We start from the raw sequence: 22,653 nt of genomic DNA, 5'->3' as shown, positions 1-22,653 counted from the left end.
CACCCATCTATCTCAAAAAGAGATTGTTTTGATCTAAATTATATATTGTTTATATCAATTTGAAAACTTAAAATAAGTTACAGAGTTTGTGAGATTTTATTACTGTGAAAAAACGGATCTTTTAAACGGGGGAGAGAAACGATGACTTATAATCAACTACCACAACCACAAGGTCTCTACCGTCCTGAATTTGAACATGATGCATGTGGAATCGGACTGTACGCCCATTTAAAAGGGGAGGCGACACATAGCATTGTCAAAAAGGGATTACAAATGCTGTGCCAGCTTGATCATCGCGGCGGGCAAGGCAGTGATCCGTATACAGGTGATGGTGCCGGTTTAATGGTACAGCTGCCAGACGCTTTCTTTAGAAAGAACTGCAAAGAATTTGCACTTCCTGAAAAAGGCCGTTACGGGGTAGGAATGGTCTTCTTTTCAAAAGATGATGACGAAAAAACGCGTCAAGCCATCGAACAGAAAATCAACGGGTTCATTAAACAAGAAGGTCAAACATTAATTGGCTGGAGAACGGTTCCTGTCGATCCAGGAAAAATTGGTACTGTCGCAGCGAAGAGCTGTCCTGTTGTGAGACAGGTCTTTATCGGAGCAAACGGCAACATCACAGATCGTTTGTCATTTGAACGAAAATTATATGTCATCCGTAAGCAGGCTGAGAACTGGGGAACAAGAGAGGAAAAGCAATTTTACTTTGTCAGCCTGTCGAGTCAAACCATCGTATACAAGGGGCTTTTAACATCAGATCAAGTCGATGCTTTTTATCTTGATCTACAGGATGAAACATTTGTTTCTGCATTTTCACTTGTTCATTCAAGATTTAGTACAAATACATTTCCTACATGGGAAAGAGCCCATCCAAACCGTTACTTAATTCACAACGGAGAAATCAACACATTAAGAGGAAACATCAATTGGATGAGAGCAAGAGAACAACAATTCGTATCTGAAGCCTTCGGAGACGATTTAGACAAGATTTTGCCAGTGCTGAATGCAGACGGAAGTGATTCATCCATTTTAGACAATGCCTTTGAATTCTTTGTGCTTGCAGGCCGTACACCTGCTCATACAGCAATGATGCTGATTCCTGAGCCTTGGACGGAAAACACGCACATGTCGAAAGAGAAACGGGCATTTTATGAATACCATAGTTCTCTCATGGAGCCGTGGGATGGACCAACAGCCATTTCCTTTACTGACGGGAAACAAATCGGGGCCATCTTAGACCGTAACGGATTGAGACCGGCAAGGTACTATGTCACGAATGATGATCATATCATTTTCTCTTCTGAGGTTGGCGTAATTGACACAAATGAAGAAGATGTGAAGTATAAAGATCGTCTTGAGCCTGGGAAAATGCTGCTCATTGATCTAGAAGAAGGACGAATTATTTCTGACGAAGAAGTGAAATCGACCATTGCGAATGAACTGCCTTATCAAAAATGGCTCGATGAAGAAATGGTTCACGTCAATCGCTCAGAAGAAAATTCAGAAAATTCTAGTATAATGGATGATTTATTGACGCGTCAGCGTGCGTTCCATTATACGTATGAAGACATTCAAAAGTATTTAATTCCTTTACTAGAGGAAGGCAAGGACCCAATCGGTTCAATGGGAAGTGACACACCGCTTGCTGTGTTATCAGATCGTGCGCAGTCTCTTTTTCATTATTTTAAGCAGCTGTTTGCACAAGTCACAAACCCGCCGATCGATGCCATTCGTGAGCAGCTCGTGACATCAACCATGACTTGGTTAGGAGCCGAAGGCGATATTTTACATCCGAATGAATATTCATGCCGAAGAATTAAACTTTATACACCGGTCTTAACGAGCGGACAATTTAACGGCTTGAAAACGATTGTTCATAATGCCTTTAAAAGCAAAACAATCCATACACTTTTCACCGATGATTTAAAGCGCGGACTGGATGCGATGTTTGAAGAGGCGGAAAAAGCGATCAGAGAAGGTGTCTCTTTATTAATCCTTTCAGATCGTGAAATGACAGCACAAAAAGTACCGATTCCACCACTTCTTGCACTAAGTGCACTTCATCAGCATCTTGTGCGTCAAGGTCTACGGACAAAGGTCAGTCTGATCGTTGAATCTGGAGAGGTGAGAGAGGTCCATCATTTTGCCGCACTAATTGGCTACGGCGCAGATGCGATTCACCCTTACCTTGTCTATGAAACGTACAAACAGCTGATTGCAGACGAAGCGATTTCGATCAGCTTTGATGAAGCTGTTACAAAGTTTGGTAAAAGCGTGACAGAAGGTGTCGTCAAAGTCATGTCCAAAGTGGGGATTTCCACTGTGCAGAGCTATAGAGGCGCGCAAATCTTTGAAGCAGTCGGGATTAGTGAAGACGTCATTCAAGCGTATTTCACAGGAACAGCTTCTCAGCTTGGCGGGATTGATCTTGACACCATTGCTCATGAGGCAAAACTTCGCCATGAAGCAGGGTATCAAGCAGCAACTGACCAGACACTTGAATCAGGCAGTGAATTCCAGTGGAGAAAAAATGGAGAGCATCATGCCTTTAACCCAAAAACGATCCATACGCTCCAGTGGGCATGCCGTAATGAAGATTACGATCTATTTAAACAATATACAAAAGCAGCGGATGAAGAAAGAATCGGCTTCCTCAGAAACTTGTTTGCATTTCAGCCAAAACAAAAGCCGGTTCGTCTGGAAGAGGTTGAATCTGCTGAATCCATCGTGCGCCGCTTTAAGACAGGTGCCATGTCATTTGGATCTTTAAGTAAAGAAGCGCATGAGGCACTTGCGATTGCGATGAACCGAATTGGCGGTAAAAGTAACAGCGGAGAAGGCGGAGAAGATCCTGCCCGCTTTACAGTAGATGAACACGGTGATGACCGCAGAAGTGCGATTAAACAAATCGCTTCTGGCCGATTTGGTGTGAAAAGTCATTACTTGGTCAATGCAGATGAACTGCAAATTAAAATGGCGCAAGGAGCAAAACCTGGAGAAGGCGGACAGCTGCCAGGAAATAAAGTGTATCCTTGGGTGGCCGATGTACGTGGTTCTACGCCAGGTGTCGGATTGATTTCACCACCGCCGCATCATGATATTTATTCCATTGAGGATTTGGCACAGCTGATTCATGATTTGAAAAACGCGAACCGTGATGCACGCATCAGTGTCAAGCTTGTATCTAAAGCCGGCGTTGGCACGATTGCAGCAGGTGTAGCAAAAGGAACTGCGGACGTCATTGTCATCAGTGGTTATGATGGCGGTACAGGAGCTTCACCGAAAACAAGTATTAAACACACAGGGCTTCCTTGGGAGCTTGGATTGGCAGAGGCGCATCAAACCCTTGTGTTAAATGGTCTACGCGAGAGAGTCGTTCTTGAAACAGACGGAAAGTTAATGACTGGCCGCGACGTTGTGATGGCTGCGATTTTAGGAGCAGAAGAATACGGCTTTGCGACAGCTCCACTTGTCGTGCTTGGCTGCGTGATGATGAGAGCATGTCATTTAGATACTTGCCCAGTCGGTGTTGCCACACAAAATCCAGAGCTTCGCAAAAAGTTCATGGGTAACCCTGATCACATTGTGAACTTCATGATGTTTATTGCAGAGGAAGTAAGAGAAATCTTAGCGGAACTTGGCTTTACATCAATGGATGAATTAATCGGACGTACGGACGTCCTAGCGGTCAGTGAACGAGCAAAAGCTCACTGGAAAGCAGGCCAGCTAAACCTTGAAACACTGCTTTATCAGCCAGAAGGAGCGCGGACATTCAGAACACCGCAAAATCATAAAATTGACGAATCGCTGGATATGAATGAAATCCTTCCTTATGTGCAAGAAGCGCTGAATCATCAAACACCGGTTGATCTATCATTGAACATTCGCAATATCAACCGTGTGGCCGGAACCATTACTGGCAGTGAAGTGTCTAAGCGCTACGGGGAAGAGGGCTTGCCAGAGGATACGATCACACTCAGATTCACTGGTTCAGCTGGACAAAGCTTTGGCGCATTTGTGCCAAAGGGCATGTCTCTCTATTTAACAGGTGATTCAAATGACTATATCGGCAAAGGACTCTCAGGAGGCAAAATTGCTGTGAAAACGTCTGATCATTTTGTACAAAATGGACATGAAAACGTCATTGTAGGAAACGTTGCATTTTACGGTGCAACTAGCGGAAAAGCTTATATTAACGGCCGTGCTGGTGAACGATTTGCTGTTCGTAATTCAGGTGTACATGTGGTTGTTGAAGGAATCGGAGATCACGGCTGTGAATACATGACTGGCGGACGTGTCGTCATTTTAGGAGACGTTGGGAAAAACTTTGGTGCAGGTATGTCTGGCGGTGTGGCTTACATCCATACATCGGATGCAAAACAGTTCAAAAGAATGTGCAATATGGAAATGATCATGTTTGAAAAGCTCACAGATCATGAAGAAGAACTAGAAGTAAAGCAAATGATCAAGGAACACCTTGATTATACAAACAGCTCAAAAGCAGCAGCACTTCTTGAAAACTGGGAGCAAGAAAAGGATCAATTCATCAAAGTCATTCCGAGAAATTACAAAATGATGCTTCAAAGTATTGAAGAACAAAAACAAGCGGGCCTCAGTCATGAAGAAGCGGTGATGTTTGCCTTTGAAGCAAACACAAGACCGAAAAATCAAGAAACGGCAAACGGGCAAAAAGCAGCCCTCGCTCATTAAGAAAGGGGAGAGGACAATGGGCAAAGCAACAGGTTTTATGGATTATAAAAGAGAAAAGCCAAATGAACGTGACCCTCTCACTCGTCAAAATGACTGGAAAGAATATTCAGCTCCTTATACAGATGACGTATTGAAAAAGCAGGGCGCTAGATGTATGGATTGCGGAACACCGTTTTGTCAAATTGGGATGGAGATCAGGGGCGGCGTGTCTGGCTGCCCGATCTACAACTTAATTCCAGAATGGAATGATCTTGTCTATCGCGGGAGATGGAAGGAAGCACTCGAAAGACTGCAAAAAACAAATAATTTCCCAGAGTTTACTGGGAGAGTATGTCCTGCACCTTGTGAAGGGTCATGTACAGTCGCTATCAATGATCCGGCTGTTTCGATTAAAAATATCGAACGCACGATCATTGATAAAGGTTTTGAAAATGGATGGATCACACCAAGAATCCCTTCAAGCCGTACAGGGAAGAAAATTGCCATTGTCGGCTCAGGACCAGCAGGACTTGCAAGTGCTGATCAATTAAACCAAGCAGGGCACGCTGTCACAGTGTTCGAGCGTTCTGACCGTCTGGGCGGACTGCTGACATACGGGATTCCGAATATGAAGCTCGACAAAGAAGTGGTCGAGCGAAGAGTCAAACTTCTAAGACAAGAAGGCATTGACTTTGTGACGAACACAGAAATCGGCGTGGATATTACTGCTGATGAACTGAAAGAGCAGTTTGATGCAGTTATCCTTTGTACAGGTGCACAAAAGCAGCGTGATCTATTGATTGAGGGCCGGGAAGCAAAAGGGATTCACCTTGCGATGGATTATTTAACCCTTGCAACGAAAAGCATGCTTGATTCAGGATTTAAAGACAAAAACTTCATTGATGCAAAAGGAAAAGACGTGATTGTGATTGGCGGAGGAGATACAGGTGCGGACTGCGTGGCAACTGCACTTCGCCAAAAAGCAAAAAGTGTTGTTCAATTCGGGAAGCATCCAAAGCTTCCTGATACACGTGTAGGGGATAACATGTGGCCAGAACAGCCTTATGTCTTCTCGCTGGATTACGCTTATGAAGAAGCACAAGCAAAATTCGGAGAAGATCCGCGTCAATATTCAATTCAAACCACAAAAATTGTGGCAGATAAAAATGGAAAATTAAAAGAGCTTCATACCATTCAAATGGAAAAGGTGAAAAACGAACAAGGGAAGTTTGAATTTCATGAAATTCCAGGGACAGAGAAGGTATGGCCTGCTCAGCTCGTCTTTATTGCAATTGGTTTTGAGGGAACTGAACAGCCGCTTGTGAAACACTTTGGCGTGGACAGCAAAAACAATCGCATTGACGCAAAATATGGGGAATATACAACAAATGTAGAAGGCGTATTTGCAGCGGGAGATGCAAGACGCGGGCAAAGCTTGATTGTCTGGGCAATTAATGAAGGCAGACAAGTGGCGCACGAGGTAGACCGTTATTTAATGGGGAGTTCGGTTCTGCCAAAATAGGTCAAACAAAGGGTGTTACAATATAAAGAAAAGCCATGACCAACGTGTGCAACGTGTGGTCATGGCTTTTTATGATTCAGAAATGGTACGGTTGATCAACACTTTTTTACGTTTAAGCTGCGATACGACTAAACAGAGGAAGACAATCAGAACAAAAAGGGAAATGGTCAAAAAGCCAAACGTATATGAGCCAGTCAATTCTTTTAAACTGCCAAGAATATTAGGTAAAAAGAATCCGCCAATGCCTCCAGCAGCCCCAACAATTCCGGTCACAATCCCAATTTCTTCATGAAATACTTGAGGCACCAGCTGAAAAACAGCGCCATTTCCCATCCCAAGGCACATCATCCCCACAAATAAAAGCGCAATGACCACAGGTAAAGCTGGAAGACTGCTCACGCCTCCTAAGCAGATGCCGATGATTCCGAATAATCCAAGCAGTACTTTCATTCCGCCTATTTTATCGGCAATGAGACCGCCCACAGGCCGAAAGAAGCTGCCTGCCGCCACACAAAGTGTCACAAAATCACCAGCATGAATCTTCGAAACCCCATATTGATCCACAAAGAAAATACTGAGGAAACTGGAAAGCCCGACAAACCCTCCGAATGTGATCGCATAAAGCAAACAGAAAAACCAAGTCGATTTCACTTGAAATACTGAAAAGTACGACCGAATCGGCTGAGGAGCAGGCTGATTTGGTGCATCTTTAGCAGTGAAAATAAAAAACAAAAAGACAAGACTTAACGGAAGCAGAGAGAACCCCATTACGGCATGCCACCCGTAAATCTCCGCAAGCCTTGGACCAAATAAGGTGGAGATTAGTGTTCCACTATTCCCGGCGCCTGCAATCCCCATGGCTACTCCTTGTAAGTGAGGAGGATACCAGCGGCTTGCCATTGGCAAAGCAACAGCAAAACTTGCTCCTGCTACTCCAAGCAAAATCCCAATCAGTACGAGCTCTGAAAGGGTTGTACCAGCGATAAACCCCCAAATAAGCGGAATCGTCGTTAAAAGCATTCCTATCACTGCAGTCTTTTTAGGTCCTATTCGATCGGTGAATAAACCAAGCACAATCCGAAAAAAAGAACCAGATAGAATTGGAATGGCCACAATCATGCCTTTCTCTACGGTTGATAAAGCAAAATCTTGTGCAATAAAAGCACCCAGCGCCCCTAACAAAACCCAAATCATAAAGCTCACATCAAAATATAAAAAGGAACCAAACAATGTTTTAGGATGACCACTTGATTTTAATTCTGAGAGTTTCATAAAACGCCTCCTCCATTTTGAATTTTCTTACTTAAAGATAGCGAGTTCACTTATGTAATGAAAGTATTATGTGAGAAAAATTGACATGAATAAACACTTTTTTACAAGTATGTGCCATAATCAATCCATACAATGTGCTCGAGCAAGAGGCTTAGAAAGGTTGATTTCAGATGGCAAAACGCAAACTTGTGTTTATCGGAAACGGCATGGCGAGTATGAAATGTATCGAAGAGATCATTCAAAAGCAGCCAGAACATTATGCCATAACAGTCATTGGAAAAGAGAAGCACTCTGCCTACAATCGCATAAAACTTTCGTCGATTTTACAAAAAAGCGAATCATTAGCTGAAATTCAACTAAAGGAAAAAGAATGGTACACCGCACATGACATCACATTGTACAAAGGAGAATCAGTTGTACATATCGATACAAATCGAAAGTGTGTCATGACAGATGCGCGCCGGGAAATCCCCTATGACAAGCTCGTCATTGCAACGGGTTCATCGCCGAATTTTCTTCCTATTCAGGGTGTGTCCAAAAAAGGGATATACGCTTTTCGGACAATTGATGATTATGAGGCCATTTGTGCGGATGCGGTGCATTATCAACAAGCAGCAGTGATCGGAGGCGGCGTGCTTGGTGTGGAGGTAGCAGCCGGTCTGCAGATGGCGGGGCTTGAAACGACCATCATTCATCATACGGAGCGGCTGATGCAGCGCCAATTAGATGAAACAGCAGCCGGATTATTACAGCGAAAATTCATAAGAAAAGGCATTCAGGTGAAAACAAATGCCCATACCATTGCATGCTTAGGCGGTGAGAGGGTAGAAGGCGTTCTATTGAAAAATGGAGACATCGTGGATGCTGATCTTGTTGTTTTTACAACAGGTATCCGTCCGAATATACAGCTTGCAGAGAATCATGGCATACACACGAGAAAAGCCATTGTTGTCAATGACGTGATGGAGACTAATATCCCGAATATTTATGCGATTGGAGAATGTGCAGAGCACCAAGGGATGGTGCATGGCCTTGTTCAGCCCATTTATGAACAAGCAAGCGTGCTCGCTAAGCATCTTTTAGGAGAAAAAATCACACATACACCAAAGCCCATTTACTCAACAAAATTAAAAGTACCTGATTTGCCGATTTATTCTGCTGGATGTATTGAACATCATTCTCCGTTTATGTCAGCTGTGACTTATTTAGATGAAGAGCAAGAGGTGTATAAAAAATTCGTCTTTGAACGTCAGGCGCTGGCAGGTATTTTATTCGTCGGAGAGCTGGGGAATGCCGATCAGCTTTTGCAAGATGTAAAAGTGGGACGTGATAAAAGTGTGGTCATGAAAGCCCTTCATGAAAAGCCATCATCCCCACTAGATTCATTAAAAATGGAAGACCTCGTCTGCCAATGTCAAACCGTTACAAAAGGGACGATTTTAAAAAGCATTTCGGTTCATCAGCTGACAAACTTAGACGAGGTGAAAAAAAAGACAGGAGCAGCAACTGGGTGCGGCGGCTGTCAAGAGCTCGTCCGTGCTTGCTGCCAGTTACCATCACATGAACAAACGGAATCGCAGGCCTTTTTTTGTCCATGTACAGAAGCAGATGGGCAGACCATTTTTTCGTTTATTCAAAAGCAGCAGCAGGTGAATGCTGAAGAAATAAGAAGACATTTTCAATGGAAAACGAATCACGGCTGCGGTATCTGCCGGCCGGCCATTCAATACTATCTCGAGCAATTTCAAGGATCGGTGGAAAAAATCGGCGCTGCTGAACAGGAAGACATGTTGATTCCTCAATTATATGGAGGCCGGCTTGATCTGGATTTTTTGAAAATCATTACGTCTTTGTTAGAGAACAGGCTGATTGAGCAGGCAGAGCTGACAAAGCATAAACGAATACGGCTCATCGGTGTGTCAAAACAGGCGGCACAAATCGTCAAAAATCATTGGCCAATTATGCCTAATGAGAAAAGAAGACTATCTCATATTCTTTCATGCGACTGTGACGATCCATCTGTCACGTCACTTGTGATGGAGCTGGAAAGACAAGTGGAAGATACACTTTTACCAGCTGTCACCTCCATTCATATCACCGGTGCTTCTTGCACGTGTAAACTTGCTCCAATTGATGATATCTGTCTGAAAAAGCAGCTGGGTGAATGGAACATTTATATAGGAGGCCAGCTTTTTTACACCTTGGCTCATTCAAGTGGGCTTATTCCTTTTTTAAAAGCGCTGCTTGAAGAGTATAGAAAAAATGCTTATTTTCAAGAATCCATTGGTGATTGGCTGTCACGGCAAGGGAACATTTCTATTCGAGAAAAGTTACTTGATGAGGAAATAAGAGAAGACCTCTGTGCGCAATTTGACCAAAGCAGACAAGGAAATGTAAGACATAAGGATGTGAAGGTATGAGTCAATCTTTTTTACAATATGCCCAGCAAAAATCAAAGCAGGAAGAACAAAAGCGCGTCTTCCCAGCCCAATGTCCTTTTTGCAGTATGCAGTGCAAAATGCAATTAATCGAGCAGCATGTGGAAGGGCGAACACGTTACCAAACGATTGGTGTACACAATCCAACTACGCACGGAAGACTTTGTATGAAAGGACAGCATGCCCACCAGCACGCGCTTCATAAAGATCGCCTGAATCACCCGCTGATCAAAAGAAACGGACAATTTGTAAAAGCGACATGGCAGGAGGCTCTCGAAGAAATCAAAACAAACATAGAATCCCTTCAGCTGTCGCATGGCCATGATGTGATCAGTGTGTACGGAAGCGCATCAATTACAAATGAGGAAGCGTACTTACTCGGGAAATTTGCAAGAGTGGCGCTGAAAACGAAATACATCGATTATAACGGCAGACTATGTATGTCTTCGGCAGCAACTGCCGCAAATCAAACATTCGGACTTGACCGTGGTCTGACCTTTCCTTTAAGCGACATCAAGCATGCACGGGTGTTGATATTGGTTGGAACGAATATAGCGGAATGTCAGCCAACCTTCCTGCCCTACATTGAAGAGGCAAAAAACAATGGCGCATTTCTCATCGTCATTGATCCGCGCAAAACTCCGACAGCCCAATTAGCCGATTTACATGTCAGCCTAAAACCAGGGTCTGATGCCGCACTGGCAAACGGCATATTGCACATCATGCTGCATGAGCATTTAATCGATGAATCATTTATTCATCAACGAACATCAGGTTTCCAAAAACTAAAGGAGCACATCTCACGCATCTCCCTGCCAGACATTGCTGAGCAAACTGGCGTGACGATTGATGTGATGCAGAAAATAGCAAGGAAATTCGCGCAAGAAAAGACAGGTATGATTTTTACAGCAAGAGGCATTGAGCAGCAAATAGACGGTACAGCCTCTGTGCGTAATTTCCTGAATATTCTGCTTGTTACTGGGAAGATTGGCCGCTTTGGATGCGGCTATGGCGCAATAACCGGCCAGGGAAATGGTCAGGGAGCAAGAGAGCATGGGCAAAAAGCAGATCAGCTTCCAGGATATCGAGATATCTCAAACCCTGCTCACAGAAAAGAAATGGCTGAACGATGGAACATTGATGAAAAAGAACTCCCAGGAAAGGGTGTGTCTGCTTTTGAAATGTTTGAAAAAATGCAGGCAGGTGAAATCAAAGCGCTCTTTTTAATGTGCTCAAATCCTGTCCAATCAGGGCCAAACGCGCACTTGATTCAGCAAGCCATCAAGAACTTGTCCTTTTTTGTTGCCGTTGATTTATTTATGTCTGAGACAGCTGCGCTGGCAGATGTAATTTTACCTACTTCGTCATATTTAGAGGATGAAGGTACCGTGACAAACGTAGAGGGGCGCGTTACGCTTAGAGAAGCAACATATCCACTTAAACACCAAAGAAAGCACGATTGGCAAATCATTTGTGAAATAGCAGCTGTATTAGGCAAAGGCAGCCATTTTTCCTTTTCATCCGCAGAAGAGATCTTTGAGGAATTAAGAGCCGTAACGAAAGGTGCAAAGGCTGATTATTCAGGCATAACCTATGAAAGACTGAGGAAGGAACAAGGCATAAGGTGGCCTTGTACTCATTTAGAAGACCCGGGAACTGAAAGATTATTTGAACATGCATTCTCACATTCTGACAGTTTAGCGAAGTTTGCCGTCGTCACACACGATAAAAAGGCTGCAAAGGAACCCGTCAGTCAAGAATACCCTCTTTATTTAACGACCGGCAGGGTGATGGCTCATTACCAAACAGGCGTTCAAACAAGAAGGAGCACCTCTCTTGTTGCCAGACAGTTTGAAGCATATGCAGAGCTTCATCCTGATACAGCGAAAACGTATGGACTTCAGCACGGGGAGCTCGTGACCATCAAGTCAAAAAAAGGAAGTGTTATCATCAGATGCCGCATATCAGACACCATTCGAACAGATACCGTATTTGTTCCATTTCACTGGAGCAAACATCAATCAATTAATCAATTAATTGATGATCAACTAGATCCGCACAGTAAAATGCCAGGCTTTAAATATTGTCCTGTACAGCTGTCAGCCTACGTGAATGAAAAACTATGTGAGAAATTTTAACATGTATTTTCCATCTATGTTTAGAGTGTGGTACTTTCTAAAAAATGATCACATGAGGGGTGTTTTTTCATGAAAGAAAAACTCGTATTAGTAGGGAACGGTATGGCCGGCATTCGAAGCCTTGAAAACATTTTAAAAACAGACGGCGAACGATTCGACATGACGGTATTTGGGACTGAACCGCATCCTAACTATAACCGAATTCTTTTATCGAAAGTGCTTCAAGGGGATACGAAAGTCGAAGATATTACGTTAAACGATTGGAACTGGTATCAAAAGCATGATATTCAGCTGTTTACAAACGAGACCATTGTGAAGATCGATACAGAGAACCAAACAGTCACCAGTGATCAAGGACGGACCGTATATTATGACCGATTGATTTTAGCAACAGGGTCACTTCCATTTATCCTGCCAATTCCAGGGAGTGATAAAAAAGGCGTAACGGCTTTTCGTACATTGCAAGACACTGAGGAAATGGTCAATGCCTCTACTATGTACAAAAAAGCAGCAGTCATCGGAGGCGGACTCCTTGGGCTTGAAGCAGCACGCGGTTTATTAAACTTAGGCATGGAAGTGAATGTCATTCACCTCGGCTCTCATTTAATGGAACGCCAGCTAGACCCTATTGCAGGACAGCTTCTTCAAAAAGCATTAGAAGAACAGGGGATGAAATTCCTGCTTGGAAAACAGACAAATGAGATTTTAGGAGATACAAGAGTAGAAGGTTTATCATTTTCAGACGGCACTACACTTGAGGCAGACCTAGTTGTCATGGCTGCGGGAATTAAACCGAGTAAAATGCTTGCAGAAATAAGCGGGCTTGAAGTGAACCGTGGGATTATCGTCAATGATTTTATGGAAACGAGTGTCCCGGGCATTTATGCCGTCGGAGAATGTGTGGAACACAGGGGACAAACGTACGGATTAGTTGCTCCTTTGTACGATCAAGCGGCTGTACTTGCCAAGTATGTATGCGGCTTGAACCCTGCTCCATATGAAGGCTCTGTTCTGTCAACACAGCTGAAAGTATCAGGAGTTGATGTATTTTCAGCTGGTGATTTTGTTGAAAACGATGAGAAAAAGGCGATTAAAATTTTTGACGAACAAAAAGGCATCTATCAAAAACTCGTCTTCCAGCAAAACCGATTAGTAGGCGCCGTCATGTTTGGAGAAACAAGCGACGGACCTCGTTTATTCTCGTACATTAAAGAAGGAATAGATATGTCGGATATGGAGAAGGTATCTGTCTTAACCTCCAATGATCCGGCGCAAGAAAGCACGATTGACAGCATGGCAAACGACCATATCGTTTGCGGCTGTAATGGCGTGTCAAAAGGGCAAATTGTAGAAGCCATTCAGAAAGAAGGCTTAACAACGTTTCAGGAAGTCAAGCAATGTACAAGTGCCTCACGATCTTGCGGAGGCTGTCAGCCTGTTGTCGAAGAGATTCTATGGTATACGCTAGGTGAGGATGCAAGCCGGACAGCCCAAAAAGAAACAATCTGCGCCTGCACCACTCTTTCACGAGATGAAGTCATTCATGAAATCAAAGAAAAAGGCTTGCAGCATGTCAAAGAAGTGATGAATGTACTTGACTGGAATACAGAAGAGGGCTGTTCAAAATGCCGACCTGCACTGAATTATTATTTAGGCATGCTTTATCCACTGGAATACAAAGATGAAAAGAGCTCACGCTTTGTAAATGAACGCATGCATGCCAATATTCAAAACGATGGTACCTATTCAGTTGTTCCGCGAATGTACGGCGGCGTCACCAATGCAAATGACTTGAGGAAAATAGCCGATGTCGTCGACAAATATGAAATACCGCTTGTGAAAATGACTGGCGGTCAGCGTATTGACCTTCTAGGTGTCAAAAAAGAAGATTTACCAAAAGTGTGGGCGGATCTAGATATGCCATCGGGTTATGCTTATGGGAAATCTTTAAGAACAGTTAAAACATGTGTTGGAGAACAATTTTGCAGGTTCGGCACGCAGGATTCCATGGCTCTTGGAATTGCACTTGAAAAGAAATTTGAAGGTCTTGCGACACCTCATAAAGTAAAAATGGCCGTCTCTGCTTGTCCGAGAAACTGTGCAGAGTCCGGAATTAAAGACCTCGGTATCGTGGGGATAGATGGAGGGTTTGAATTGTACGCCGGCGGAAATGGCGGCACACACCTGCGGGCTGGAGATTTATTAATGAAGGTCAGTACAGCAGAAGAAGTAGAGCAAATGGCCGCAGCATACCTTCAATATTACAGAGAAACAGCAAATTATTTAGAAAGAACCTCTGCTTGGGTTGAGCGACTTGGGTTAGAGCATATTCAATCAGTACTCCTAGATGATGAAAAACGAGCAGCCTTAATCGAAAGAATGAACATTGCGCTTTCAACATATGAAGAGCCTTGGCAGGAGCTTCGCGAGAGCCAAAAAGACACGAGACAATTATTTCAAAAAGCGACGGCTTCCGTATAAATCAATTGAAGGGATGAGATCATATGACAGTTTCAGTTGTTAAAGTTCACATTGGCACCCTATCAGATTTTCCGCTCCAGCTAGGGAAAACAGTTGAAGCCGGTACACTTGAATTAGCTGTTTTTCAAACCTCTAATAAGCAGTTCAAAGCCATTGAAAATCGCTGTCCACATAAAGGCGGCGTTCTGGCTGAAGGCATGGTCAGCGGCAATCACGTTTTCTGTCCAATGCATGATTGGAAAATTGATCTTTCATCAGGAAACGTTCAAGCACCAGACCACGGATGCGTTAAAACATATGAAACATTCGTTGAAGGGGACAATGTCTTTATTTTATTGCCTTCATAAATGGTTTAGATCCTCCCTTTCATGTATATGCTGTATATAAATGCAGCAAGAAAGGAAGGAATTTTTGTGCCGTTCGTTAATATTTTGATTGAACTCTTAATCGGATTTTTCGCTTTATTTTTTATTACAAAATTATTAGGGAAAACACAATTTGCACAAATCACACCGTTTGATTTCATTTCTGCACTAATTTTAGGCGAAATGGTCGGAAACGCTATTTTTGATCCGGAAGTCAGGATTCAGCACATTTTATTTGCTGTTGCAGTATGGGGCGTTCTCATTTATACAGTTGAATGGCTTTCACAGCGCTTTAAATCCATTCGCGCTTTTTTAGAAGGAAGACCTACTCTTGTGATTGATAAGGGGAAGATTCACTACAACCGGTTGAAGAAAAATATGCTTGATATCAATCAGCTGCAGACACTGGTTCGCGCAAAAGGCCATTTTGCCCTGAATGAAATTGAATATGCTATTTTGGAAACGGACGGCTCTGTCAGCGTTCTTCCGAAAATGAAATACGCCCCAGCCACAGCCGAAGATGTGAACGTGAAGGGAAAAGAAGTGAAATTGCCTAGAACGTTTATTATTGACGGCGAAATTTTAAAAAAAGATCTTCAAGAAGCCGGCTTTGATGAATCCTGGCTGAATGAGCAATTAAAAAAGAAGCATATTTCCTCTTATCGAGACGTTCTATTTTGTGAATGGATTGAAAATGAAGGGATTTATGCGATGCAATATGAAAAGTCTAAAAAAACATCCACAACATAAAAACGTGGGTGTTTTTTTGTGCGTGTACGGAATAGGATCAAAAAGAATGTTTGATGAAAACGTTCACAAAATGAGGGGGAGATATGTGATGAAATTTAGAAACATATGGATGGTCATGGTCTTGTCTTTCTTTCTTTTTGACCCAGCTTCACTTCAAGCAGCAGAAGCCGGGCATAACCGTGTCCTTGTTGTTGATCAAAAGGGAAGCGGGACATACCGCACCGTTCAGTCTGCCATTGATGCGATTCCAGCAAACAATCAACAACCGGCAACGATCTATATTAAAAATGGCGTATATAAAGAAAAAATATTGCTTCCGCAAAATAAACCACACGTATCCTTTATTGGCGAAAACCAGCACAAGACGATTCTTACGTATGATGATACAAATGCAAGCACCGGCAGTACAACAAACAGCTCAAGCACAATGATTCGTGCAAACGATTTTTATGCAGAAAATATCACTTTTCAAAATACAGCTGGCAGACATGCGGGTCAGGCAGTTGCGCTATATGTGTCTGGCGACCGGGCTGTGTTCAAACAAATACGTGTGTTAGGCTATCAAGATACACTTTATGCAACAGGCACAGGGAGGCAATATTACGAAAACTGCTATATTGAAGGCACGGTCGATTTTATTTTTGGATCAGCCACAGCTGTGTTTAAAAGAGCTGAAATAAAAAGTCTTGGAAATGGGTATATTACTGCAGCATCCACAACAGAAGCACAAAGGTACGGCTATGTATTCATAGATTCTACGTTGAAAAAGGGAACGGCAGCTGCGCAATCGGTTTATTTAGGACGTCCGTGGAGACCTTATTCGGCTGTGACATTCCTCCATACAAAAATGGATGACCATATAAAAGCCGAGGGATGGCATAACTGGGATAACCATGACAACGAAAGAACGGCAAGGTACAAAGAATTTGGATCGACAGGAGCAGGAAGCAGCCCAGCAAACCGCGTAAAATGGTCAACCATTTTAACCCAAAATGAAGCAAGTCAAATCACAGTTCAGGCTGTTCTTGGCGGAGCCGATGGCTGGAATCCAGAAAAGAGGTAAAGGGCTTGTCAGTTTTCGTCAAAGAAAGCTGACTTTTCTGTTTAAAAAACCTTTGAGAACAAACGTTCTTTTGTGTATAATGAACATATTCTTCTAAAATTGGCTGCAACAAAAAGGAGGGATTGCGTGAAGCGTTTTTCACAGCTCATGTTTTTACAAATATGTATCCTGTCGATTTTATTTCTCCCTTTTTCAGCGAAAGATGAACAACTCAAAGCTCGTGACGATTCCCTTCATTGGATCACAGCTTTAGACGAATTCATACGAACAGCACCTGATTTAGAGGGCGCGATCTCTGGCATCAGCGTCCGCGATACTTCTGACACATCTCTTCTTTATGAACATCAAGCCGATATTCGTCTCACTCCTGCTTCTAATATGAAACTGCTCACATCAGCCATCGCACTTGATATACTTGGAGAAACACACACATTCCCTACAGACATCTGGATGGATGGTTCCATTCAAAAGAAAACGCTACATGGCAGCCTTTATCTTCGTGGCACCGGCGATCCAACTTTATTAGAGGAGGATTTTGCAGCACTCGCCAAACAGGTCAAAAAGGCCGGAATACATACCATTCGCGGACAGCTTGCGGCAGATGACACTTGGTTTGATGACACGAGATACTCGATTGACCTGCCTTGGAGTGATGAGGATCAATATTACGGGGCACAAATTTCTGCTCTCACGGCTTCACCGAATCAAGATTATGATGCAGGGACCGTGATTCTCGAAGTAAAACCAGGAAAAAAAGCAGGACAGAAAGCCGCCTATGATATGATCCCGAAGACGGATGTCGCTCAAGTCATCAATCAAGTGAAAACAGTTCCAGAAGGCGGAAAAAAGAAAATTTCTTTTAAGCGCTCTCACGGAACCAACAAGATAACGTTGACTGGAACCATTCCGGTTAAAGCAAGCTCATCTAAACAATGGGTAGCTTTATGGGATCCGGCCGCCTATGCTTTAGACTTAATGAAACGAGCGTTAAAGGCGGAAGGGATTCAAGTAAAGGGACCGCTGAAATCAAAACAAGTTCCTAAAAAAGCCAAAAAAATTGCCTCCCATACATCGATGCCATTATCAGAGCTGCTTGTTCCTATGATGAAATTAAGCAACAATACCCATGCAGAAATTTTGCTAAAGGAACTAGGCAAAAAAGTGAAGAACAAAGGGAGCTTTGAAGCTGGGCTGGACGTCATGAATGAACGGCTTCCTGCGTTTGGCGTTGATCCTTCGCTTGCAGTGCTGCGTGACGGATCGGGGATATCACCTATTAACCTTGTCTCTGCTAACCAGTTCACTTTATTTTTGACAAACATTCAAAAGGAAAAATGGTTTAAAACCTATGAACATGCGCTCCCTTTAGCAGGGGCAAGTGAACGAATGGTGGGGGGCACGTTAAGGAACAGATTGAAGGAACCAGCTACACTAGAAAAAGTACGTGCAAAAACAGGGTCGTTAACAACGGTTAGCACACTTTCTGGATATATTGACACGCAGGGCGGAAAAACGCTCGCTTTTTCCATTTTATTAAATCACCTTGTTGATGACGAAAAAGGGAAAGAGATAGAAGACCGTATTGTCAGCATACTAGCTGAGAATCTTTAGATTTGGAGAGAGAAGGAGAACCATCATGACGTTAGATAATAATCAATCTTTAGTAAAAACCATGTCCATTTTTCTCATCCCGCTTTTGCTAAGTAATATTTTGCAATCGATCGGACAATTAGTGTCAATTGTTCTTGTCGGAAGATGGATTGGAGAGGATGCAGTAGCTGCCATTTCTGCATTCTTTCCGCTTTTCTTTTTACTCGTTTCTTTTTCCATTGGCATTGGATCGGGAAGCTCGATCCTTATTGGACAAGCGTATGGAGCAAAAAATGAACAGAAATTAAAAGAAATTATTGGCACAACGCTTTCATTCACTTTTTTAATCGGAGTATCTTTAGCGATCATTGGAGGTTTTTTCGCAACTGATATCTTAAACCTCATGGGAACACCCGCTAATATCGTGGAGGAAAGTGCGGCATATGCCAGAATTCTATTCATCTCAATGCCGATCTTATTTCTTTATTTTGTTTATACGACCTTCTTGAGGGGAACAGGGGATTCGAAAACACCTTTTTATTTCTTAATGATTAGTACGGCAACGAATATTTTGATGCTGCCCATTTTATTATTTGGCTGGCTGGGACTGCCGGCGTTCGGCTTATATGGCGCTGCGTATGCTTCTGTGATTTCAACAATTGTGACGTTTATCATTCTACATATCTACTTATATAAGACAAAGCACCCGCTTCGCATTGATTCATCGGTGAGAAAGCATTTATTGATGAAAGGGGATCTATTAAAAACGTTATTAAAGCTTAGTATCCCATCAAGCATTAATATGATCCTCATTTCTTTATCAGAAATTGCCGTTATTTCTTTCGTTAACGATTATGGATCACAGGCGACAGCTGCCTATGGTGTTGTCAATCAAGTCGTAAGTTATGTGCAGATGCCGGCAGTGAGTCTTGGTATTGCGGTCTCGATCTTTGCAGCACAATTCATTGGTGCAGGAAATATGAATCGACTGAAAGATGTCATTAAAATTGGGTTAGGTCTTAACTTTGCCATAGGCGGATGTATCATTATTTTCGTTTATATTTTTGCACCGCAGATTTTATCTATCTTTTTAACAGATCCTAAGACGATAGACATTGCCTATAGTTTGGTCGTCATTACACTATGGAGCTATCTCATTTTTGGAACGGCTCAAATTGTTGCAGCCACAATGAGAGCAAGCGGGACGGTTCTTTGGCCGACGATCTTTAGTATTTGTTCCATTTGGCTTGTAGAAGTACCAGTCGCTTATGTGCTATCACACTACACATCTCTTGGCATTAAAGGAATATGGATTGGCTACCCAGCTGCTTTTTTTGTGAACTTACTCCTCCAATACAGCTACTATCAGCTCGTATGGAAGAAAAAACAAATTGTCTCGCTTGTTCAATCATAATGTAAAGGTGTGAGGTAGCATATACATACGAAGATCTCTCACTTTTAAGGAGGCCGAATCTTCTATGTTTTTGAATCAAAGAAGTGAACTGAGCTCGCACAATATCGGTGACTTTTCTTATGCCGGGCCAGATTTCCAAGTGTTGACTTGGGGGGAAGGAACGACATTACATATTGGGAAGTTTTGTTCAATCGCAAACGAAGTGAAAATTTTTCTAGGCGGGGAACACCGTACTGATTGGGTCACAACGTATCCGTTTAATCAAATTTTTAAAGAAGCTGCCCATATTAAAGGACATCCCAAATCGAAGGGGGATGTTCATATTGGACATGACGTATGGATTGGATATGGTGCGACGATTATGTCAGGAGTATGTATAGGAAACGGGGCCGTGATCGGGGCAAATAGTGTGATCACAAAAGATGTGCCGCCATATGCAATTGCCGCAGGAAATCCCCAGCAGCTCATGAAATATCGATTTTCATCCGAAATAATCGAAAAACTGCAGTTATTAGAATGGTGGAATTTAGAGTTTTCAATCATCCAATCTATATTTCACCTTTTGCAATCTCATGATATTGAACGTTGTATAACTGTAATAGAAGATATAAAAAAGAAAGGCTGAGAAAGCCTTTCTTTTTTAGTTTAGCTAAGCCGTATGATGGTCAAGCTAGCACCTGCAGCACCGCCCCCGCCAACTAAAATAGCTGTGACAACTGCCCCAAAAAACTGCAGCGAAATGGTGCTTCCAGCTGTTATATTGACGATTAAAGTATTATTGAGAAACGAAGTAGAGATAACCGGTGATTGAACAGAACCAGACACAGTATCTCCATTTAAAAGCAAACGTGTATTAATTAAAAGAGCTGTGGTGGTATTAACTTGATACGTAATATAATATTTGCCAGTTTGCAAAACGGTAAAAACAGTGCTCGTTCCGTTTGCTGTAAAACCAGTAATGTTTTGAAAGTTTGGCAGAGGAATATTGGTTCCACCAGCTACAGTGATAATGGTAGGTCCAGAACTATTAGCAGCATAAAGTGCTGTATCCGTAAAACCACCTGTTCCAGTAGCCCCAGTGACACCAGTAACACCGGTCGCGCCAGTAGGTCCGGTTGATCCGGTGATACCTGTAGCGCCAGTACGACCAGTAGCCCCAGTGATCCCCGTTGCGCCCGTGATGCCTGTAGCGCCAGTAGGCCCAGTTGGTCCAGTACTACCCGTTGCGCCAGTAGGCCCGGTTGACCCAGTAATCCCAGTGGCACCAGTAGGCCCGGTTGATCCGGTAATCCCCGTGGCACCGGTAGGACCAGTAGACCCGGTAATCCCCGTTGCGCCAGTAGGCCCGGTTGATCCGGTAATCCCCGTGGCACCAGTAGCTCCAGTAATCCCAGTAGCACCAGTAGGTCCGGTAGCTCCAGTGATCCCCGTTGCACCAGTAGGACCGGTAGCTCCAGTGCTACCCGTTGCGCCAGTAGGTCCAGTAGATCCAGTAATCCCCGTGGCACCAGTAGGCCCAGTTGATCCAGTAATACCTGTGGCACCGGTAGAACCAGTTGATCCAGTGATCCCAGTAGCCCCGGTAGGACCGGTAGCACCAGTAATCCCAGTAGCCCCGGTATCTCCAGTTGACCCGGTGATCCCAGTGGCACCGGTAGAACCAGTTGATCCAGTGATCCCAGTAGGCCCGGTAGCTCCAGTAATCCCAGTAGCCCCGGTAGCTCCGGTTAATCCAGTGATCCCTGTGGCGCCGGTAGGACCTGTTGACCCAGTGCTACCCGTGGCACCAGTAGCCCCGGTAGCTCCAGTTGATCCAGTAATACCTGTAGCACCAGTAGGCCCGGTAGCACCAGTAATCCCAGTAGCACCGGTAGGACCAGTGCTGCCTGTAGTACCCGTATCTCCAGTTGATCCGGTGATACCTGTCACCCCAGTAGCACCAGTAGGTCCGGTAGCTCCAGTACTACCCGTTGCACCAGTAGGACCAGTTGGTCCAGTGCTGCCTGTAGCCCCGGTAGGCCCAGTTGGTCCAGTGCTGCCTGTAGCACCAGTATCTCCAGTTGATCCAGTAATACCTGTAGCACCAGTAGGTCCGGTAGCTCCAGTAATCCCAGTGGCACCAGTAGAACCAGTTGCCCCAGTGCTACCCGTGGCACCCGTATCTCCAGTTGATCCGGTGATACCTGTCACCCCAGTAGGACCAGTTGGTCCAGTGCTGCCTGTAGCACCAGTAGGTCCGGTAGCTCCAGTACTACCCGTTGCACCAGTAGGACCAGTTGGTCCAGTGCTGCCTGTAGCCCCGGTAGGCCCTGTTGCCCCAGTGCTATCCCCGTGGCACCCGTATCTCCAGTTGATCCGGTGATACCTGTCACCCCAGTAGGACCAGTGATGGTCCAGTGCTGCCTGTAGCACCAGTAGGTCCTGTTGGTAGCTCCAGTACTACCCGTTGCACCAGTAGGACCAGTTGGACCCGGTCCAGTGCACCGGTAGAACCAGTTGATCCAGATCCCCGGTAGGACCGGTTGCCCCAGTACTACCCGTTGCACCGGTAGGACCAGTTGGTCCAGTACTACCCGTAGCCCCGGTAGGTCCTGTTGACCCAGTGATCCCCGTGGCACCGGTATCTCCAGTTGATCCAGTACTACCCGTGGCACCAGTGATCCGGTAATCCCCGTTGCGCCAGTAGGCCCAGTTGATCCGGTAATCCCCGTGGCGCCGGTAGAACCAGTTGATCCAGTACTACCCGTGGCACCAGTAGGCCCGGTAGCTCCAGTAATCCCAGTAGCACCGGTAGGTCCAGTTGATCCGGTGATCCCCGTTGCGCCAGTAGGACCAGTTGGTCCAGTGCTACCCGTGGCACCAGTAGGCCCGGTAGCTCCAGTAATCCCCGTGCACCAGTAGGTCCGGTAGCTCCCGTGATCCCCGTTG

The 22,653-nt window shown here is 44.1% G+C and carries 13 protein-coding genes; 11 read left to right on the top strand and 2 right to left on the bottom strand.

The window, feature by feature from the left end; all coding sequences use genetic code 11:
• Positions 1-141: 141 nt before the first annotated feature.
• Together gltB and gltD are read left to right on the top strand one after the other, a co-directional pair.
• Positions 142-4,713: a glutamate synthase large subunit gene (gene gltB, locus NSQ76_RS10035; protein ID WP_341053608.1), complete on the top strand. Its 4,572-nt coding sequence runs from the start codon at positions 142-144 to the stop codon at positions 4,711-4,713.
• A gap of 16 nt (positions 4,714-4,729) precedes the next feature.
• On the top strand, positions 4,730-6,214 hold the full coding sequence (gene gltD / locus NSQ76_RS10030) for a glutamate synthase small subunit (protein WP_024428371.1): 1,485 nt from the start codon (positions 4,730-4,732) through the stop codon (positions 6,212-6,214).
• A 69-nt stretch (positions 6,215-6,283) separates the two neighbouring features.
• On the opposite strand, the gene NSQ76_RS10025 is transcribed toward gltD, so the two are convergent.
• Positions 6,284-7,486, bottom strand: coding sequence for a nitrate/nitrite transporter (locus tag NSQ76_RS10025; RefSeq protein ID WP_341053605.1), 1,203 nt, complete (start codon positions 7,484-7,486; stop codon positions 6,284-6,286).
• A gap of 170 nt (positions 7,487-7,656) precedes the next feature.
• On the opposite strand from NSQ76_RS10025, the gene NSQ76_RS10020 reads away from it, so the two are divergent.
• The 9 genes from NSQ76_RS10020 to NSQ76_RS09980 all read left to right on the top strand — a co-directional run bounded on the left by NSQ76_RS10020 (position 7,657) and on the right by NSQ76_RS09980 (position 20,350).
• Complete coding sequence (locus tag NSQ76_RS10020; RefSeq protein ID WP_341053602.1) at positions 7,657-9,906, top strand: FAD-dependent oxidoreductase; 2,250 nt, start codon at positions 7,657-7,659, stop codon at positions 9,904-9,906.
• The gene (gene nasC / locus NSQ76_RS10015; RefSeq protein WP_341053599.1) at positions 9,903-12,062 is read left to right on the top strand and encodes an assimilatory nitrate reductase catalytic subunit NasC; all 2,160 of its coding nucleotides are present in this window, start codon (positions 9,903-9,905) and stop codon (positions 12,060-12,062) included. The genes NSQ76_RS10020 and nasC overlap by 4 nt, the downstream gene beginning before the upstream one ends.
• A 69-nt stretch (positions 12,063-12,131) precedes the next feature.
• The gene (nirB, locus tag NSQ76_RS10010) at positions 12,132-14,543 is read left to right on the top strand and encodes a nitrite reductase large subunit NirB (RefSeq protein ID WP_268479300.1); all 2,412 of its coding nucleotides are present in this window, start codon (positions 12,132-12,134) and stop codon (positions 14,541-14,543) included.
• Between the two features lie 23 nt (positions 14,544-14,566).
• Positions 14,567-14,890, top strand: coding sequence for a nitrite reductase small subunit NirD (gene nirD, locus NSQ76_RS10005; protein ID WP_024422642.1), 324 nt, complete (start codon positions 14,567-14,569; stop codon positions 14,888-14,890).
• Positions 14,891-14,917: 27 nt separating this feature from the next.
• On the top strand, positions 14,918-15,658 hold the full coding sequence (locus NSQ76_RS10000; protein ID WP_417894470.1) for a DUF421 domain-containing protein: 741 nt from the start codon (positions 14,918-14,920) through the stop codon (positions 15,656-15,658).
• Positions 15,659-15,746: 88 nt separating this feature from the next.
• The gene (locus tag NSQ76_RS09995; RefSeq protein ID WP_025093154.1) at positions 15,747-16,721 is read left to right on the top strand and encodes a pectinesterase family protein; all 975 of its coding nucleotides are present in this window, start codon (positions 15,747-15,749) and stop codon (positions 16,719-16,721) included.
• A 126-nt stretch (positions 16,722-16,847) separates the two neighbouring features.
• A complete protein-coding gene (gene dacB, locus NSQ76_RS09990) occupies positions 16,848-18,332 on the top strand; it encodes a D-alanyl-D-alanine carboxypeptidase/D-alanyl-D-alanine endopeptidase (RefSeq protein WP_224426457.1) in 1,485 nt (494 codons plus the stop codon).
• A gap of 25 nt (positions 18,333-18,357) precedes the next feature.
• On the top strand, positions 18,358-19,725 hold the full coding sequence (locus NSQ76_RS09985; RefSeq protein ID WP_034621398.1) for an MATE family efflux transporter: 1,368 nt from the start codon (positions 18,358-18,360) through the stop codon (positions 19,723-19,725).
• 64 nt (positions 19,726-19,789) lie between these two features.
• A complete protein-coding gene (locus tag NSQ76_RS09980; RefSeq protein WP_122630967.1) occupies positions 19,790-20,350 on the top strand; it encodes a CatB-related O-acetyltransferase in 561 nt (186 codons plus the stop codon).
• A gap of 20 nt (positions 20,351-20,370) precedes the next feature.
• Here NSQ76_RS09980 and NSQ76_RS20965 read toward each other — a convergent pair whose 3' ends face one another.
• A complete protein-coding gene (locus tag NSQ76_RS20965) occupies positions 20,371-22,137 on the bottom strand; it encodes a beta strand repeat-containing protein (protein WP_445661663.1) in 1,767 nt (588 codons plus the stop codon).
• Positions 22,138-22,653 lie beyond the last annotated feature (516 nt).

It is taken from the genome of Bacillus sp. FSL M8-0256 (assembly GCF_038005765.1).
GTDB classification, from domain to species: Bacteria; Bacillota; Bacilli; order Bacillales; family Bacillaceae; genus Bacillus; species Bacillus safensis.
Note: the sequence above shows the minus strand (reverse complement) of the source record. Positions and strands in the feature narration are given on the sequence as shown.

Bases quoted from the DNA above. Each gene is read 5' to 3' on its own strand.
- nirD (WP_024422642.1), top strand. From the start codon at position 14,567: ATGACAGTTTCAGTTGTTAAAGTTCACATTGGCACCCTATCAGATTTT.
- NSQ76_RS09985 (WP_034621398.1), top strand. From the start codon at position 18,358: ATGACGTTAGATAATAATCAATCTTTAGTAAAAACCATGTCCATTTTT.
- NSQ76_RS10000 (WP_417894470.1), top strand. From the start codon at position 14,918: ATGCTGTATATAAATGCAGCAAGAAAGGAAGGAATTTTTGTGCCGTTC.
- gltD (WP_024428371.1), top strand. From the start codon at position 4,730: ATGGGCAAAGCAACAGGTTTTATGGATTATAAAAGAGAAAAGCCAAAT.
- nasC (WP_341053599.1), top strand. From the start codon at position 9,903: ATGAGTCAATCTTTTTTACAATATGCCCAGCAAAAATCAAAGCAGGAA.
- nirB (WP_268479300.1), top strand. From the start codon at position 12,132: ATGAAAGAAAAACTCGTATTAGTAGGGAACGGTATGGCCGGCATTCGA.
- NSQ76_RS10025 (WP_341053605.1), bottom strand. From the start codon at position 7,486: ATGAAACTCTCAGAATTAAAATCAAGTGGTCATCCTAAAACATTGTTT.
- gltB (WP_341053608.1), top strand. From the start codon at position 142: ATGACTTATAATCAACTACCACAACCACAAGGTCTCTACCGTCCTGAA.
- NSQ76_RS09980 (WP_122630967.1), top strand. From the start codon at position 19,790: ATGTTTTTGAATCAAAGAAGTGAACTGAGCTCGCACAATATCGGTGAC.
- NSQ76_RS10020 (WP_341053602.1), top strand. From the start codon at position 7,657: ATGGCAAAACGCAAACTTGTGTTTATCGGAAACGGCATGGCGAGTATG.
- NSQ76_RS09995 (WP_025093154.1), top strand. From the start codon at position 15,747: ATGAAATTTAGAAACATATGGATGGTCATGGTCTTGTCTTTCTTTCTT.